The organism is Alteromonas sp. 76-1 (assembly GCF_900654235.1).
GTDB classification, from domain to species: Bacteria; Pseudomonadota; Gammaproteobacteria; order Enterobacterales; family Alteromonadaceae; genus Alteromonas; species Alteromonas naphthalenivorans.
Genome location: NZ_LR136958.1, coordinates 1264486 through 1278578 on the forward strand (window position 1 = coordinate 1264486; position 14093 = coordinate 1278578).

General features: G+C 44.2%; 11 protein-coding genes and 3 tRNA genes. 10 read left to right on the forward strand and 4 right to left on the reverse strand.

The features are described 5' to 3' along the window. The first annotated feature begins 42 nt into the window (after positions 1–42). Positions 43–624, forward strand: a complete 582-nt coding sequence (betI, locus tag ALT761_RS05255) for a transcriptional regulator BetI (RefSeq protein WP_232043538.1) — start codon at positions 43–45, stop codon at positions 622–624. 121 nt (positions 625–745) lie between these two features. Here the strand turns inward: betI and ALT761_RS05260 are convergent, their stop codons facing one another. Both ALT761_RS05260 and ALT761_RS05265 read right to left on the reverse strand, forming a co-directional pair. After that, positions 746–2824: a M13 family metallopeptidase gene (locus ALT761_RS05260; RefSeq protein ID WP_129737106.1), complete on the reverse strand. Its 2079-nt coding sequence runs from the start codon at positions 2822–2824 to the stop codon at positions 746–748. Next, positions 2821–4095 carry a GNAT family N-acetyltransferase gene (locus ALT761_RS05265; RefSeq protein WP_129737108.1) on the reverse strand — a complete coding sequence of 425 codons (1275 nt, stop codon included), beginning with the start codon at positions 4093–4095 and terminating at the stop codon, positions 2821–2823. Before ALT761_RS05265 ends, ALT761_RS05260 begins: the two co-directional genes overlap by 4 nt. 104 nt (positions 4096–4199) lie before the next feature. On the opposite strand from ALT761_RS05265, the gene ALT761_RS05270 reads away from it, so the two are divergent. The 9 genes from ALT761_RS05270 (at position 4200) to ALT761_RS05310 (ending at position 12105) form a co-directional block, all read left to right on the forward strand. Then, complete coding sequence (locus tag ALT761_RS05270) at positions 4200–4649, forward strand: regulatory protein RecX (RefSeq protein WP_129737110.1); 450 nt, start codon at positions 4200–4202, stop codon at positions 4647–4649. A gap of 243 nt (positions 4650–4892) precedes the next feature. After that, entirely contained in the window at positions 4893–7490 is a 2598-nt protein-coding gene (gene alaS / locus ALT761_RS05275; protein WP_129737112.1) for an alanine--tRNA ligase, read from the forward strand. Positions 7491–7623: 133 nt separating this feature from the next. Next, positions 7624–7815, forward strand: a complete 192-nt coding sequence (gene csrA / locus ALT761_RS05280) for a carbon storage regulator CsrA (RefSeq protein WP_013785064.1) — start codon at positions 7624–7626, stop codon at positions 7813–7815. Between the two features lie 282 nt (positions 7816–8097). Further along, positions 8098–8188: transfer RNA gene (locus ALT761_RS05285), tRNA-Ser, on the forward strand. Between the two features lie 41 nt (positions 8189–8229). Further along, positions 8230–8306 (forward strand) — tRNA-Arg (locus tag ALT761_RS05290). 54 nt (positions 8307–8360) lie between these two features. Then, a tRNA-Arg gene (locus ALT761_RS05295) sits at positions 8361–8437 on the forward strand. Between the two features lie 445 nt (positions 8438–8882). Further along, complete coding sequence (locus tag ALT761_RS05300) at positions 8883–9143, forward strand: OadG family protein (RefSeq protein WP_041452987.1); 261 nt, start codon at positions 8883–8885, stop codon at positions 9141–9143. A 25-nt stretch (positions 9144–9168) separates the two neighbouring features. Next, positions 9169–10971, forward strand: coding sequence for a sodium-extruding oxaloacetate decarboxylase subunit alpha (oadA, locus tag ALT761_RS05305; protein ID WP_129737114.1), 1803 nt, complete (start codon positions 9169–9171; stop codon positions 10969–10971). A 3-nt stretch (positions 10972–10974) separates the two neighbouring features. After that, positions 10975–12105, forward strand: coding sequence for a sodium ion-translocating decarboxylase subunit beta (locus ALT761_RS05310; RefSeq protein WP_013785060.1), 1131 nt, complete (start codon positions 10975–10977; stop codon positions 12103–12105). Positions 12106–12293: 188 nt separating this feature from the next. Here ALT761_RS05310 and ALT761_RS05315 read toward each other — a convergent pair whose 3' ends face one another. Together ALT761_RS05315 and ALT761_RS05320 are read right to left on the reverse strand one after the other, a co-directional pair. After that, the gene (locus tag ALT761_RS05315) at positions 12294–13100 is read right to left on the reverse strand and encodes an ATP-binding cassette domain-containing protein (protein ID WP_129737116.1); all 807 of its coding nucleotides are present in this window, start codon (positions 13098–13100) and stop codon (positions 12294–12296) included. Continuing rightward, on the reverse strand, positions 13097–14092 hold the full coding sequence (locus ALT761_RS05320) for a peptide ABC transporter ATP-binding protein (RefSeq protein WP_126871955.1): 996 nt from the start codon (positions 14090–14092) through the stop codon (positions 13097–13099). Before ALT761_RS05320 ends, ALT761_RS05315 begins: the two co-directional genes overlap by 4 nt. Position 14093 lies beyond the last annotated feature (1 nt).

Sequence of the window (14093 nt, forward strand, 5' to 3'; positions counted from 1 at the left end):
TTCGAGTGCGTTGCAGCGGCTCATACGGTATGGAGTAGTTACATGCCTAAAGTAGGAATGGAGCCCATTCGAAAGAAGCAGCTAATTGATGCCACCTTGGTGGTCATAGCTGAGTACGGGTTTCACAGCGCCACAATTAGTTTAATTAGTAAACAAGCGGGTCTTTCAAGCGGTATTATTAGTCATTATTTCGGCGGTAAGCAGGGGTTAATTGAAGCCGCTATGCGATACCTACTCGAAAAGCTTAAACTCCAAGGGAGTTTTACCAGTCACTTAGAGCGTATTGACACCATTGTTGAAAGCAACTTCTCGGTTGAGCAGCAAGAGTCGTCGGCAACGAATACATGGTTAAACTTTTGGGCGTTATCGTTACATAATGAGGGCTTACATAGACTTCAACGCATTAACCACAAACGATTAGAAAGTAACCTAACTTATAGTTTTACAAACCTTATCCCTAGAGAGCATGCGAAAGAAGCAGCGTTGTCTACCGCAGCGTTGATTGATGGTTTTTGGTTACGCAATGCCCTTGAAGGTGAAAAGCAAAATACTAAGGAAAATGTAACTAAGGCAAGTAACGCAGTTAAGCGTTATGTACGATTGGTCGTGTCTCAGTATCAATGATATCGGCGTGTAGTTAGTAGGGGGAAAGATTCAAAGCCTTTAATCACATAAACTTCATTTTCCGACACTATCTTCAAAGAAGCCCACACGGACAAAGCGTCCGCATGGGTATCCACTTACATTACCAAATACGAACCCGTTCTTCTGGCACAAGATACAAGTCATCGCCAGGTTGCACGTCAAAGGCTTCATACCAAGCATCGTGGTTGCGTGGGGCTTGTGCACGGTAACGACCCGGAGCATGCGTTCCACCACGTAGCTGGTTTAACATGCTTTCCTCGGTACGCTTTTCTCGCCAGACTTGGGCCCATGCAAGGAAGAAACGCTGATCGCCAGTTAGGCCATCAATTACTGGCGCTTCCTCACCATTTAAGCTTAGTTTGTAAGCATGGTAAGCCATTGATAAACCACCTACATCACCAATATTTTCGCCCAAGCTGTTGCGGCCATTAACGAAGTTACCTTCAATCGGCTCATATTGGTTGTATTGCTCGGCTAACATGTCTGCTTTTTTCTCAAATGCCGCGCGGTCTTCGTCAGTCCACCAGTTGCGCTGAATACCATTAGCATCAGACTTAGAACCCTGATCGTCAAAACCATGGCCCATTTCATGGCCAATAACCGCACCAATTGCGCCATAGTTCACTGCGGCATCAGCGTTAGGATCGAAAAACGGCGGCTGGAGAATAGCGGCAGGGAAAACAATTTCGTTAAACGAACTATTGTAATACGCGTTAACCCGTTGCGGGGTCATGCCCCAACGCTCACGGTCGGTTTTTTCTAGCTCTTTCGCAATGCCTTCAGCTTTGAAAAACTCTCGCAGATTGCGCACGTTTCCTACCAAGTCATCACTGTTAATGGTTAGGCCGTCGAAAGATTGCCATTTGTCTGGGTAGCCAATTTTAGGGCGAAATGCCATAAGTTTTTCTTTCGCGTTAACCTTGGTATCTTCACCCATCCAATCAAGGTTATCGATACGTTCATTCAGGGCAGTACGTAAATTTTCAACCAGCTCTGCCATTTGTGCTTTCGAGCTTTCTGGGAAGTACTCAGTAACGTATATCTTACCAATAGCAAACCCTAAAGATTCAGTGCCAGCCATTTGGCTGACTGCACGTTTCCAACGAGGGCGAGGCTCTTGCTGACCACTTAACGTAGTGCCATAGAAATCAAAGTTAGCTAAATAAATATCTTCCGATAGTAAGCCAGCGTTGTTTTTAATGGTGTGGTAAGTCAGGTAAGCCTTCCAATCATCTAGGCTAGTTTCATTGATAATATCAATGACATCATTAATGGGTTCAGGTTGGGTGATATTAAGTTCAGGGGCTTTAAAGCCGGTTTGTGCTAGAAAAGTGTCCCAATCAAATTGAGGATAAGCATCGGTAAGTTTGCTGCGTTCAATTTGGTTCAATGTAAGGTCGCGGTCGCGGCGTTTTTCACGAGGCCACTGAATGTTTGCTATTTCGGTTTCAAGTTGAAGAATGGTGGCAGCTTCCTCTGCGGCATTTTCAACGCCTGCAAAGTTTAACATCTGTTCAATGTGGGCAAGGTAAGCTTCACGAATTTTTACGAACCTTTCGTGATCGCTAATGTAGTAATCGCGATCGGGTAAGCTAAGACCCCCAACACCAACGCTAAGCTGGTACTCATTGGGATCTAAACGGTTGTACCACATGCCAGTATCAATAGGAGAGCTAGCACCGGTGAGCCAACTTTTTCCAAATACTTCGGTCAAATCTTTAGTTGAAGCAATAGCATCAATAGACGACAACACATCAGAAATAGGTGTAAGGCCTTTTTCGTTAAGGGTTTCTACGTCCATAAAAGACACAAAGAAATCATGAACAAGCTGCTCATCAGCATTCAAGTTTTCTTTTTCCATTAACCCGTCAATAATATTTTTAACCTGCTCTTCACTGCGCTCGGCTAGGGCTGTAAATGCACCAAATCGGGTTTTATCAGCAGGAAGCTCGTAATTGTCGTACCAGGTACCGCCAGCGTACATGAAGAAGTCATCACCAGGTTTAACCGCTTCGTTCCGGGCAGTTAAATCTACGCCAAATGAACCGAGTTCAGCCTGACCCATTTCTTCTTCCATTGCCATCTTGTCAGCTGCTTGTTGTTTATTTTGTTCTGGTTGACCACAGCCTGCTAAGCCCAACGAAGCTGCTATGGCTAGCGCGAGTAGTTTTTGTTTCATATCGTTTTCTCATTATGATTATTCACCGCTAATAAAGGATTAGGGGTGTTTGTCGTTTTTAGGGTAGGTGTTATATCGTTATTAAAAGGTAAAACATCTTGGGCCTGATTGAAATACGCCACAATATGTTCTGATTCTTGTTGTAAAAATGACGCTACAGCATCATGAAAAGGGGCCGAAAACAGTTCATGTTGCGATTGGCAGTAAATAGGTTCAAAACCACGAAGAATTTTATGTTCGCCTTGGGTGCCAGGGTTAAAAAGTGGAAGCTTTTTTTCGATCGCAAAAGCAATACCTTCAAAATAGCAGCACGCAAAATGCAACCCGCTGACTTCCTCAAGTGCACCCCAATATCTGCCATATAAGCCAGTATCATCAAAAAAGAACAAAGCGCTGGCGATAGGAGAGTCATGTTTGTATGCAGTGACAATAAGCATATTGTCGGCCATGGTATCGCGCAACTGTCTAAAAAAATCCTCATTTAAATAGCCAGTATGCCCGCTGCGCTTTAAATACGTTGCTTGATAGCATTGCAAGAAAAAGTCGAGTACCTCATCGGTTATTTCACTGCCGGTTAAATGGCGGTAATGAATGCCTTGTTCAACAAGCTTTCGTTGTGTTTTTTTCATGTCTCTGCGCTTACGCGATGTTAGCGCACTTAGAAAGCTGTCGAAACTGGTGTACTGGTAGTTATGCCATTGAAATTGAACGGCGTAGCGGGTGAGTAAGCCTGAATGATTACCGAGAAGCTCTTGAGTGCGGGCGTTGGTAAATAGCCAATGACAGGAAGAGATGGCTTCTTCGACCATTGACTGCACGGTTTGAGAAATAAGGGCTAAAAGCGTGTCACTAAACGGCGCCTTTTCATGCGTTAGAATTCGCGAACCAGAGACCGGCGTAAAAGGAATAGCGGCAACCCATTTCGGGTAATAAGGAATACCATGCTGGTGATATGCATTTGCCCATGAATGGTCGAATACATATTCGCCGTAACTGTGCGTTTTTAAATAGCCGGGAATAATGGCTATTACCGCGCTTTCAACAGACGAAGGGCACGCATCCTTGTTAATAGTCGCCTGGTCAGTCGTTTGCGCTTGTTCAATGACAAGATGTTGCGGGAACCAGCCTGACGCTTCATCGCAGCACGCACTTTGTTCTAGCGCATTTAAAAAGTCGTAACGTAAAAATGGGCCTTCGCCTTCTGCAAGCGCATCCCATGTAACTTGGGGAATATCCGCCACCGCATTAACTACTTTTACCTTATATTCCATGCTTACGTTTACTTTATTCACTTTCGTTCAACGACGCTAAAGATTACCATTAATAGTAATATAACGAGATTGAAAAGTATTTTAAGAAGGTTTCGATTAATAAAATGTCAGAATTTGACAGAAAATTCATTACCGACGCGATTACCCGCATGCTTGCACGACGAGAGCATAGCTTTTCAGAGATTTGCCGCAAGCTTTCACAAAAAGGCATCGAAAGTGAGGCTTTTATGCCTGTACTGGAAGCCTTTCGGGAGGCGGATATTCAAAGTGACGAGCGGTTCGCTGAAAGTCGCGCACGTGCTTTGTACATGAAGGGCTCTGGCCCTAGAAAAATTAAACTTGATTTGCAGCAATACGGGGTGGATGAACTTGCCGCTGAACGGGCCCTTGATGAAATAGAACCTGACTGGTTTGAAAAAGCGAAATGGGTTAAAGATAAAAAATTTGGCCCCTTCAAAGAAACTGATTTTAAGTTACTGATGAAGCAAAAGCAGTTTCTTCAATACCGTGGTTTTTACAGCGAACATATTGAATATGCTGTCAAGGGTGAATAAAAATCGCATAAAATTCATTTATGCCCTTTATAACGGGTATAAAAGGGCTTATTTATACTGGTACAGCAGGCTATGGGCTTAACAAAAAAGCGCTAACCATGGTATTGTTGCGCACATCCGTGCGAGGGCATGAAATGCATAAACAACTAGGCGGTTATTAAAAAGGTTAATCTAACGATTAATCCGCTAGTGGCATCAATCCCGCACATTCTCATTCAATGTATTAAGGAAGTTAGGTTTTCAATGACATTATCAACTGCTGACTTACGCCAAAAGTTTAAAGATTATTTCCAGAGTCATGGTCACCAGCCTGTGGCTAGCTCGTCTCTCGTTCCAGCAGATGATCCAACGCTTCTTTTTACTAACGCGGGAATGAACCAGTTTAAAGATACGTTTTTAGGAGCGGAAAAACGCAGCTACACGCGTGCGGTTTCTTCTCAGCGCTGTGTTCGTGCTGGTGGTAAGCATAATGATTTAGAAAACGTTGGTTATACCGCCCGTCACCATACTTTCTTTGAAATGCTAGGTAACTTCAGTTTTGGTGATTATTTCAAAAAAGAAGCCATTGAGTTTGCATGGAATTTCTTAACAAAAGAAATCGGCCTTCCAAAAGAAAAGCTTCTGGTTACCGTTTATTCAGAAGACGAAGAAGCCTTTGATATTTGGGAAAACCACATTGGTGTTCCTAAAGAAAAGATAATCCGCATCAGTACATCAGATAACTTCTGGTCTATGGGTGACACAGGGCCATGCGGTCCGTGTTCAGAAATATTTTACGACCATGGCGCGCATATTTGGGGCGGGCCTCCGGGAACACCAGAAGAAGATGGCGATCGTTTTATCGAAATCTGGAACCTGGTATTCATGCAATACAACAAGCAAGCTGATGGCACGATGGAGCCATTGCCTAAGCCATCTATCGATACCGGTATGGGGCTTGAGCGTATTTCAGCTATTTTGCAAAATGTGCACAGCAACTACGAAATCGACCTATTCCAAAACCTGATTCAAGCGGCGGCCACAATTGTAGGCAGCGAAGATTTAGAAAATAAATCTTTACGGGTTATTGCCGATCACATTCGTTCTTGTAGCTTCCTAATTTGTGATGGCGTAATGCCTTCTAATGAAGGCCGAGGTTATGTACTTCGCCGTATCATTCGCCGTGCTGTACGTCATGGTTACCAGTTAGGTGCCAGCGATATTTTCTTCTACAAATTGGCTTCAGCACTAAGCAAAGAAATGGGTGAGGCTTACCCAGAGCTTGTAGACCAATTACCGGTAGTTGAAAAGGTATTACGAGTAGAGGAAGAGCAGTTCAGCAAAACCTTAGCCCGTGGAATGGCAATGCTAAACGATACGCTAGAAACCCTCGAAGGTGACACTATTCCAGGTGATGTGGTGTTTAAGCTTTATGACACTTACGGTTTCCCCACAGACTTAACTAACGATGTTGCCCGCGAACACGACCTTAAAATTGATGTGGAAGGGTTTGAAAGTGCTATGCAGGCACAGCGCGCCCGTGCGCAACAAGCCAGTAACTTTGGTGCCGATTATAACAATACGCTGACTATAGACCATGCGACATCCTTCACCGGTTACAGTGATGTTGAAGGCGAAGCAAATATTGTAGAGCTTATTGCAGATAATGCGTTTTGTGAGCGTTTAGAAGACGGTCAAGAAGGGGTTGTGGTTTTAGATCAAACGCCTTTCTACGCAGAAAGCGGTGGCCAGTCTGGTGATAAAGGGGTACTGCGTGTTGCGAATGGCGAGTTTATCGTTACCGACACTCAAAAAATGGGGAATGCTTTTGCCCACAAAGGGAAAGTGAAGGGCACCATTACCAAAGGTGAGCGTGTAACGTCTGCCATTGATAACTCAAACCGTGATGCTGTGAAGAAGAATCACAGTGCTACACACTTACTTCACGCAGCACTTCGCGAGACGTTAGGTGAGCACGTTACCCAGAAAGGTTCATTAGTAGAAGCGCAGCGTATGCGTTTCGACTTCTCTCACTTTGAAGCAGTAACACCCGCTCAGCTTATTCAGGTTGAGCGCAGAGTTAACGAAGAAATTCGTGCAAACCATGCGTTGAAAACCCAACTGATGGATTTAGATGAAGCCAAAGCATCAGGGGCAATGGCGTTGTTCGGTGAAAAGTACGACGAGAAAGTACGTGTAGTCACTATGGGGCCTTTCTCTGTAGAACTATGTGGTGGAACGCATGTTAATCGTACTGGCGATATTGGTTTATTCAAAATTACCAGCGAAGCGGGCATAGCATCAGGTGTGCGCCGTATAGAAGCCATTACTGGTGAGCAGGCGCTGCATTATGTTCAAGACCAGCAAGCTACGCTGGCAGAGCTGTCTAGTTTGTTAAAAACCGATACGCAAAACTTGGTTGAACGGGTAGTCGCAGTACAAACTCATACTAAAGAACTAGAGAAATCACTCACTTCTGCCACACAAAAACTGGCGAGTCAGCAAGGTGCTGATATGCTTAGTAACGCTATTGAAATAAATGGCGTAAAAGTACTTATTGCTAAGTTAGAAGGTGTTGAAGCGAAATCACTGCGTTCAATGATGGATGATATTAAAAACCGAATTGGCGAAGGCATCGTAGTATTAGGTGTGGCAAGTGAAGATAAGGTCAATCTTATCACTGGGGTGACGAAAAACCTTACCGGTAAAGTGAAAGCAGGCGAGTTGGTTAACTTTATTGCCGCGCAGGTTGGCGGAAAAGGGGGAGGTCGCCCTGATATGGCTCAAGCGGGTGGCGATAAGCCAGAGCATCTAAGCACAGCGTTAGAATCAGTTAACGCTTGGTTAGAAGATAAGCTATAATCAAATCTGAAACTTGCAGTGAGTTTTTGAAGTGACACAGAAACATGGAATCACTGTTGCTACTGTCGGGTCGTGCCGATAAGTGGCGGAGTAATTAAGGAAATGTTCAGTATTAAGGAACAGGAGCAAGCGAATGCTTATTTTGACTCGTCGAGTTGGTGAAACACTTATGGTTGGTGATGATGTAACTGTCACTGTTCTAGGTGTAAAAGGGAATCAGGTCCGAATTGGTGTGAATGCACCAAAAGAAGTTTCTGTGCACCGTGAAGAGATTTACATGAGAATTCAAGCTGAGAAAGGTGGACAACCTGGAACGGCTGAGTAATCACTCTCTGCACAAAAATCGGTCAGCTTATGCTGGCCTTTTTTGTTTATAGGGATTTTTTTAAATTAATTTAAAAAAATTTAGGTATTTTTCGATATTTATTATAAAAGTTCATTTTGCACGAAGGCGTGCATTCCTAAATTAACCCGCTAAAATTTGATTATAACCTAACCAAAATACAGGTTTTTTGTACGAATCGTACAAAATGACAGCGAGTAAACATTTTTATCTAAAAAAGGTTTGACTCCGGCCGGTGAATCCGTAAAATGCGGCACCACTTAAGGAGAGGTGGGTGAGTGGCTGAAACCAGTTCCCTGCTAAGGAACCATACCTAATACTGGTATCGAGGGTTCGAATCCCTCCCTCTCCGCCATTGTTCGTTGATGGTGTGACGGTCAACAAAAGTTTTATTGCGCGTGTGTAGCTCAGCTGGATAGAGTACCTGGCTACGAACCAGGCGGTCGGAGGTTCGAATCCTTCCACACGCGCCACTTCTTTTAAATGCGTCACCTTTGGGGGTAATACCCTAAAGTAAAAAAGTTTACGCGTGTGTAGCTCAGCTGGATAGAGTACCTGGCTACGAACCAGGCGGTCGGAGGTTCGAATCCTTCCACACGCGCCATATAAGAAAACCCACCATCTGGTGGGTTTTTTTATTTCCGCATCTAAAATTTCTATTCTTTTACGAATCTGCACAATTCGCTTCAACTCATTTATACACGTTAGTCGCCAATCCTTGCTTCATCTCATTCATGGCGATTGATAAAGAAGGACGTTCGGTTAATGTATCTTCTTATACTCCTCAAGACAAAAACGACTTCCAATTAGAACTTGTTGCTAGGCACGCTACACATTTCGCTAAACAACTTGATATGGATTTCACGAAAACCACAGGAGTTCATTAAGTATATTTTGTGAAAATATATCCATTCACTTAGCATAAATAGTTATTTTATTGCTTTTTAGTAGCATAAAGTGTGATTGCATATGCATTTCACTTGCTTTTTTGTTGTGTTTTATACCCTCGCATGATACTTATTCACAACGAAATTTTTGAAGAGTTCACCATGGAAACAGAATCAGTTAGCAGTTTGCTGCTTGAAGCCGGCTCACTGATGCTAATAGGAATGGTATTTGTTTTTTCATTCCTGGCATTGTTAATCGTTGGAATTCACCTAATTGCAAAATTTTGTGAAGCATTTCCGGGCGAAGCCGCACCTCAGTATGCTGCACCTCGTAGAAAAGCGGTTCAAGCTGGTGTCGATGGTAATGTTGTTGCTGCTATCACCGCTGCTGTTCATACTCATCGTCAAGCCAATAAAAATTAATTAAACAAATCATTCAGGAGTTACCATGTCTAAGCCACTGGCCTTAACCGAGCTAGTCTTGCGTGATGCCCATCAATCGCTACTTGCTACGCGTATGCGTATAGAAGATATGCTGCCTATTGCCGAAAAACTTGATAAAGCAGGTTTTTGGTCTGTTGAATCTTGGGGCGGGGCGACATTTGATTCCTGTATTCGCTATTTAGGGGAAGATCCTTGGGATCGCATTCGCCAGCTTAAAGCGGCAATGCCAAATACGAAGCAACAGATGTTGTTGCGAGGTCAAAACTTATTAGGCTATCGCCATTACGCTGATGATGTAGTGACACGTTTTGTTGAGCGTGCACATGAGAATGGAGTTGATGTATTTCGTATCTTCGACGCCATGAACGACATGCGTAATCTAAAAACTGCGATTAAAGCGACTGTTGACAGTGGCGCTCATGCCCAGGGTACAATTTCTTACACGGTGAGTCCTGTCCACAATCTTCAACTGTGGCTGGATATGGCCAAGCAACTCGAAGATATGGGCGTTCATTCTATTTGTGTGAAAGACATGGCAGGGCTGCTTAAGCCTTACGACTGTGAAGCACTTATTAAAGGGCTTAAAGAAACCGTCAGTGTGCCTATTGCTATGCAGTGCCATGCCACCACAGGGTTGAGTACGGCCACTTACCAAAAAGCCATCGATGCCGGCATCGACATGCTCGATACGGCAATTTCTTCAATGAGTATGACTTACGGTCATACCGCGACGGAAACCATGGTGTCTATTGTAGAGGGCACAGAACGAGATACGGGCATGTCATTGCCGGATCTTGAAGAAATCGCCAGCTACTTCCGTGGCGTGCGCAAAAAATACAGTAAATTTGAAGGTAGCTTGAAAGGGGTTGATGCCCGTATCTTGCTCGCTCAAGTACCTGGCGGCATGTTAACCAACATGGAAAGCCAGTTAAAAGAGCAAGGCGCTGAAGACAAGTTTGAAGAAGTATTAAAAGAAATTCCTCGCGTACGTGAAGACTTAGGTTTTATTCCTTTGGTTACGCCAACCTCGCAAATTGTAGGTACGCAGTCTGTATTAAACGTACTTACCGGTGAACGTTATAAGAGCATCACCAAAGAAACGGCAGGTGTCCTTAAAGGCGAATATGGCGCTACGGCTGCGCCAGTGAACAAAGAATTACAAGAGCGTGTGCTTGATGGTGGCCAGCCCATTACCTGTCGTCCGGCAGATAATATCGCACCTGAACTAGACAGCCTTGAAACAGAGCTCACTAAGTTAGCATCAGAGAAAAGCATTACATTGTCAGATACTAAGATTGACGATGTACTTACCTATGCCTTGTTCCCGCAAATTGGCCTGAAGTTTTTAGAGAATCGCGGTAACCCTGACGCATTTGAACCTGCACCCGGCACTGAATCTGATGTTGCATCAAGTGCACCAACTGCTGCGGCAGCGCCTGTGTCAGCTACTGGCGCACCGGCAGCTTACGATGTAAAAGTTGAAGGTAAGGTATACCATGTTGAAGTAGCAGCATCAGGTGAATTATCTAGCATAACCCCAAGTCAGCCAACTACAGCCGCACCTCAGCCGGCATCTGCTGGCAGTAGTGAAAGTGCTCAAAGCATTAACGCACCGTTAGCCGGTAATGTGTTTAAAATACTTGTGCGTGCTGGCGATGTAGTGAACGAAGGTGATGTGGTTATTATTTTAGAAGCCATGAAAATGGAAACTGAAATTCGCTCTGCTGTTTCCGGTACCGTTAGTGAAGTACTCGTGGGTGAAGGCGATGCCGTAGCCAGTGCTCAACCACTTATTGCGCTGGGGTAATTCATGGATAAGTTGATGGTGCTGTGGGACAGCACTGCACTGGCACATTTTGAGTCAGGCCAGTTAATCATGATGGCAGTAGGCTTCCTGTTGCTGTTCTTAGCGATTGTGAAAAAATTTGAACCGCTGTTGTTAATCCCTATTGGGTTTGGTGCCTTATTAACCAATATCCCGTTAGCTGGGTTTTCAGAGGCGGGAGGATTGCTCCATTACATTTACGCTATCGGTATAGACACTGGGGTTTTCCCGCTGCTTATCTTTATGGGCGTGGGCGCAATGACGGACTTCAGCGCCTTAATTGCAAACCCTAGAATGTTGTTGCTAGGCGCGGCTGCACAGTTTGGTATTTTTGCGACCTTGTTCGGTGCAATTGCGCTTAATATGATCCCTGGCTTTGAGTTTACGCTCAAAGATGCCAGTGCGATTGCTATCATTGGCGGTGCTGATGGTCCAACGGCTATCTTTTTAGCCTCTCGATTAGCGCCCGATTTATTAGGGGCTATTGCGGTCGCAGCTTATTCATATATGGCGCTGGTACCTATTATTCAGCCCCCCATTATGAAAGCGCTGACTAGTAAGGAAGAACGCACTATAGAAATGGCGCAATTACGTCCTGTATCGCAACGTGAGAAGATTATCTTCCCACTGGCTACACTATTCTTAACTATTCTATTTTTGCCATCAGCAACGCCTCTAGTGGGTATGTTTTGCTTTGGTAACTTATTAAAAGAGTGTGGTGTAGTAGATAGGCTTAGCAAAACAGCGCAAAACGAGCTAATTAACATCGTTACTATTTTCTTAGGGCTAGCGGTGGGTTCTAAGCTATCTGCTGAGAAATTTTTAACCGTTGAAACCTTGGGTATTCTTGGTTTAGGTGCTGTAGCGTTTGCTATTGGTACTGCAACAGGCGTGTTAATGGCTAAGCTTATGAGCCGAATGAGTGGCGGTAAAATTAATCCACTCATTGGTGCTGCTGGTGTATCGGCAGTGCCAATGGCTGCAAGGGTTGTGAATAAAGTTGGACTTGAAGCTAACCCTCATAACTTCTTATTGATGCATGCCATGGGCCCGAATGTGGCAGGTGTACTTGGTTCAGCTGTTGCTGCGGGTATCTTACTGGCGCTAGTAGGTTAATGCGTTAGCCAATTGACTTAAATTGGCGACAGGGCGAGGTTATATAGACTCACTCATATAAACAAAAAATGCGGCCTAGGCCGCATTTTTTGTTTTGGTATAAAGCGCATTTTAAATGGTGTTATATGAAATAGTGTTAGCGTCGCTAAACGAAGCAGCTTCAAATTTCCTTCAAAAATCAACGTTAGCTAACTGATGGTATTGTTCGTAATTAACGACTGATAGGCCAAGATAAGCTTCTTAGTGATGGTGTGTTCTGGCCATCGAAAAATCGTTTCGGTTTTCCCTTCTTCCACAATATTGCCATTTTCCATCACAATAACCCGATCGGCGATATGTCGAACTATTCCCAAGTTATGACTAATGAAGATAAACGCTAACCCCATTTCTTGTTGTAGCTTCAAAATAAGGTTTACCGTTTGCGAGCGTATAGACGGGTCTAGGGCCGCAAATGGTTCATCGGCAATAAGTACTTTCGGCTTCAATATAATGGCGCGGGCGAGGGATACACGCTGTTGTTGGCCGTCAGACAGCATATGACGATAGAAATAATAATGTTCTCGTAGCAAGCCTACTTTTGTCAGCATTTCTTCAATCAGGGATTTACGTTCCGCTTCCGTTAAATTTGTGTTTAACCGAAGGGGTTCGTCGAGTACTTTTCCTACGGGTACAGAAGGATTCATCGACTCACTACTGTGTTGCAATATCATGCGAATATCGTGGGTGCGTTTTTGTTGGTTTTTGTGTTGGTTGTATTTCGCCAAATATTTGTGGCTATTAAGCTCAATAACCCCTTCATCAGCAGGAATAGCGCCCACCAGTAATTTTGCTAACAATGACTTTCCTGCGCGGTTTTCACCAATAATCGCAATGGTTTCGCCACGTTGCACTGTCAGGTCGATAGGCCCCAATTCAAATATCTCAGGCTTTTTTAGCCAACGTTTCTTGTCGTTATGCCTAAACGTTAATCCATCTACCTGCATAATGTCTGTCATAACTTCTCCATATGCAGCGGGAAATGGCAGTTATAGGTGTGGTCGTGAATATGCCTTACTGCAGGTCTAGACACACAAGCACGTTGTGCTCGAGGACAGCGTGGCCCTAGACGGCACCCAATAGGTAAATGTTGCAACGTAGGGATAGAGCCGCCCAGCGTAGGAAGTTGAGATTTCGGCGGCAAATCCTTTCTGAAGCTCGGTGCGCTGTCCAATAATGCTTTGGTATACGGGTGAAGCGGACGTTTCTTAATGTGCTTCATTTTACCCGACTCTACGGTTTGCCCTGCGTAAAGCACAGTCATGGAATGGGACATACTGGCAATAGCCAACAAATCATGACTCACAAACAAAATACTTAATGAGCGAGTTTGGTTTAAACGAGTAAATAACTTAAGAATTTGCGTTTTGGTAGTTGGCTCCATCCCGCGAGTGGGATCATCAGCAATTAATAGTTTCGGCTGAGATACCAACGCCATGGCAATCATAAATTTTTGACCAATGTCACTGGGGATTTGGTGGGGGTAGGCATTCAAATAATGCCTGTGTTGCTTTATGCCCACCTTGTGTACTGTGCTTATGGCAATACGTTTTCTGTGTTGTGCACGCTGCCAAAACCAGTAGCCTTCTACAAATTCGTCGGGAATGCTTTCCTCAAGTTGTTCACCTAAGGTGGCAGAGGGATCTAAACTAGTCTGAGGGTTTTGAAATACAACAGCAATATCTCGGCGCATGACTTCTCTGCGCTGATATTTTGACATGCTTAATAAGTTTTCCCCTTTCCAACTCATGCGATCTGCAGTCATTCTCCACTGCGAGGGCAGGGCGCCACAGATGGCAGATACAATTAAACTTTTCCCCGAGCCAGACTCACCCACCAGAGCGCGAATTTCACCGGTATTAACGGTTAAATTTACCTTGTCGAGAGCCTTAATGGTGGTGTCACCATCTACCATTTCTAAGGTTAAATTTTTAATGTCTAGCATAGGCATA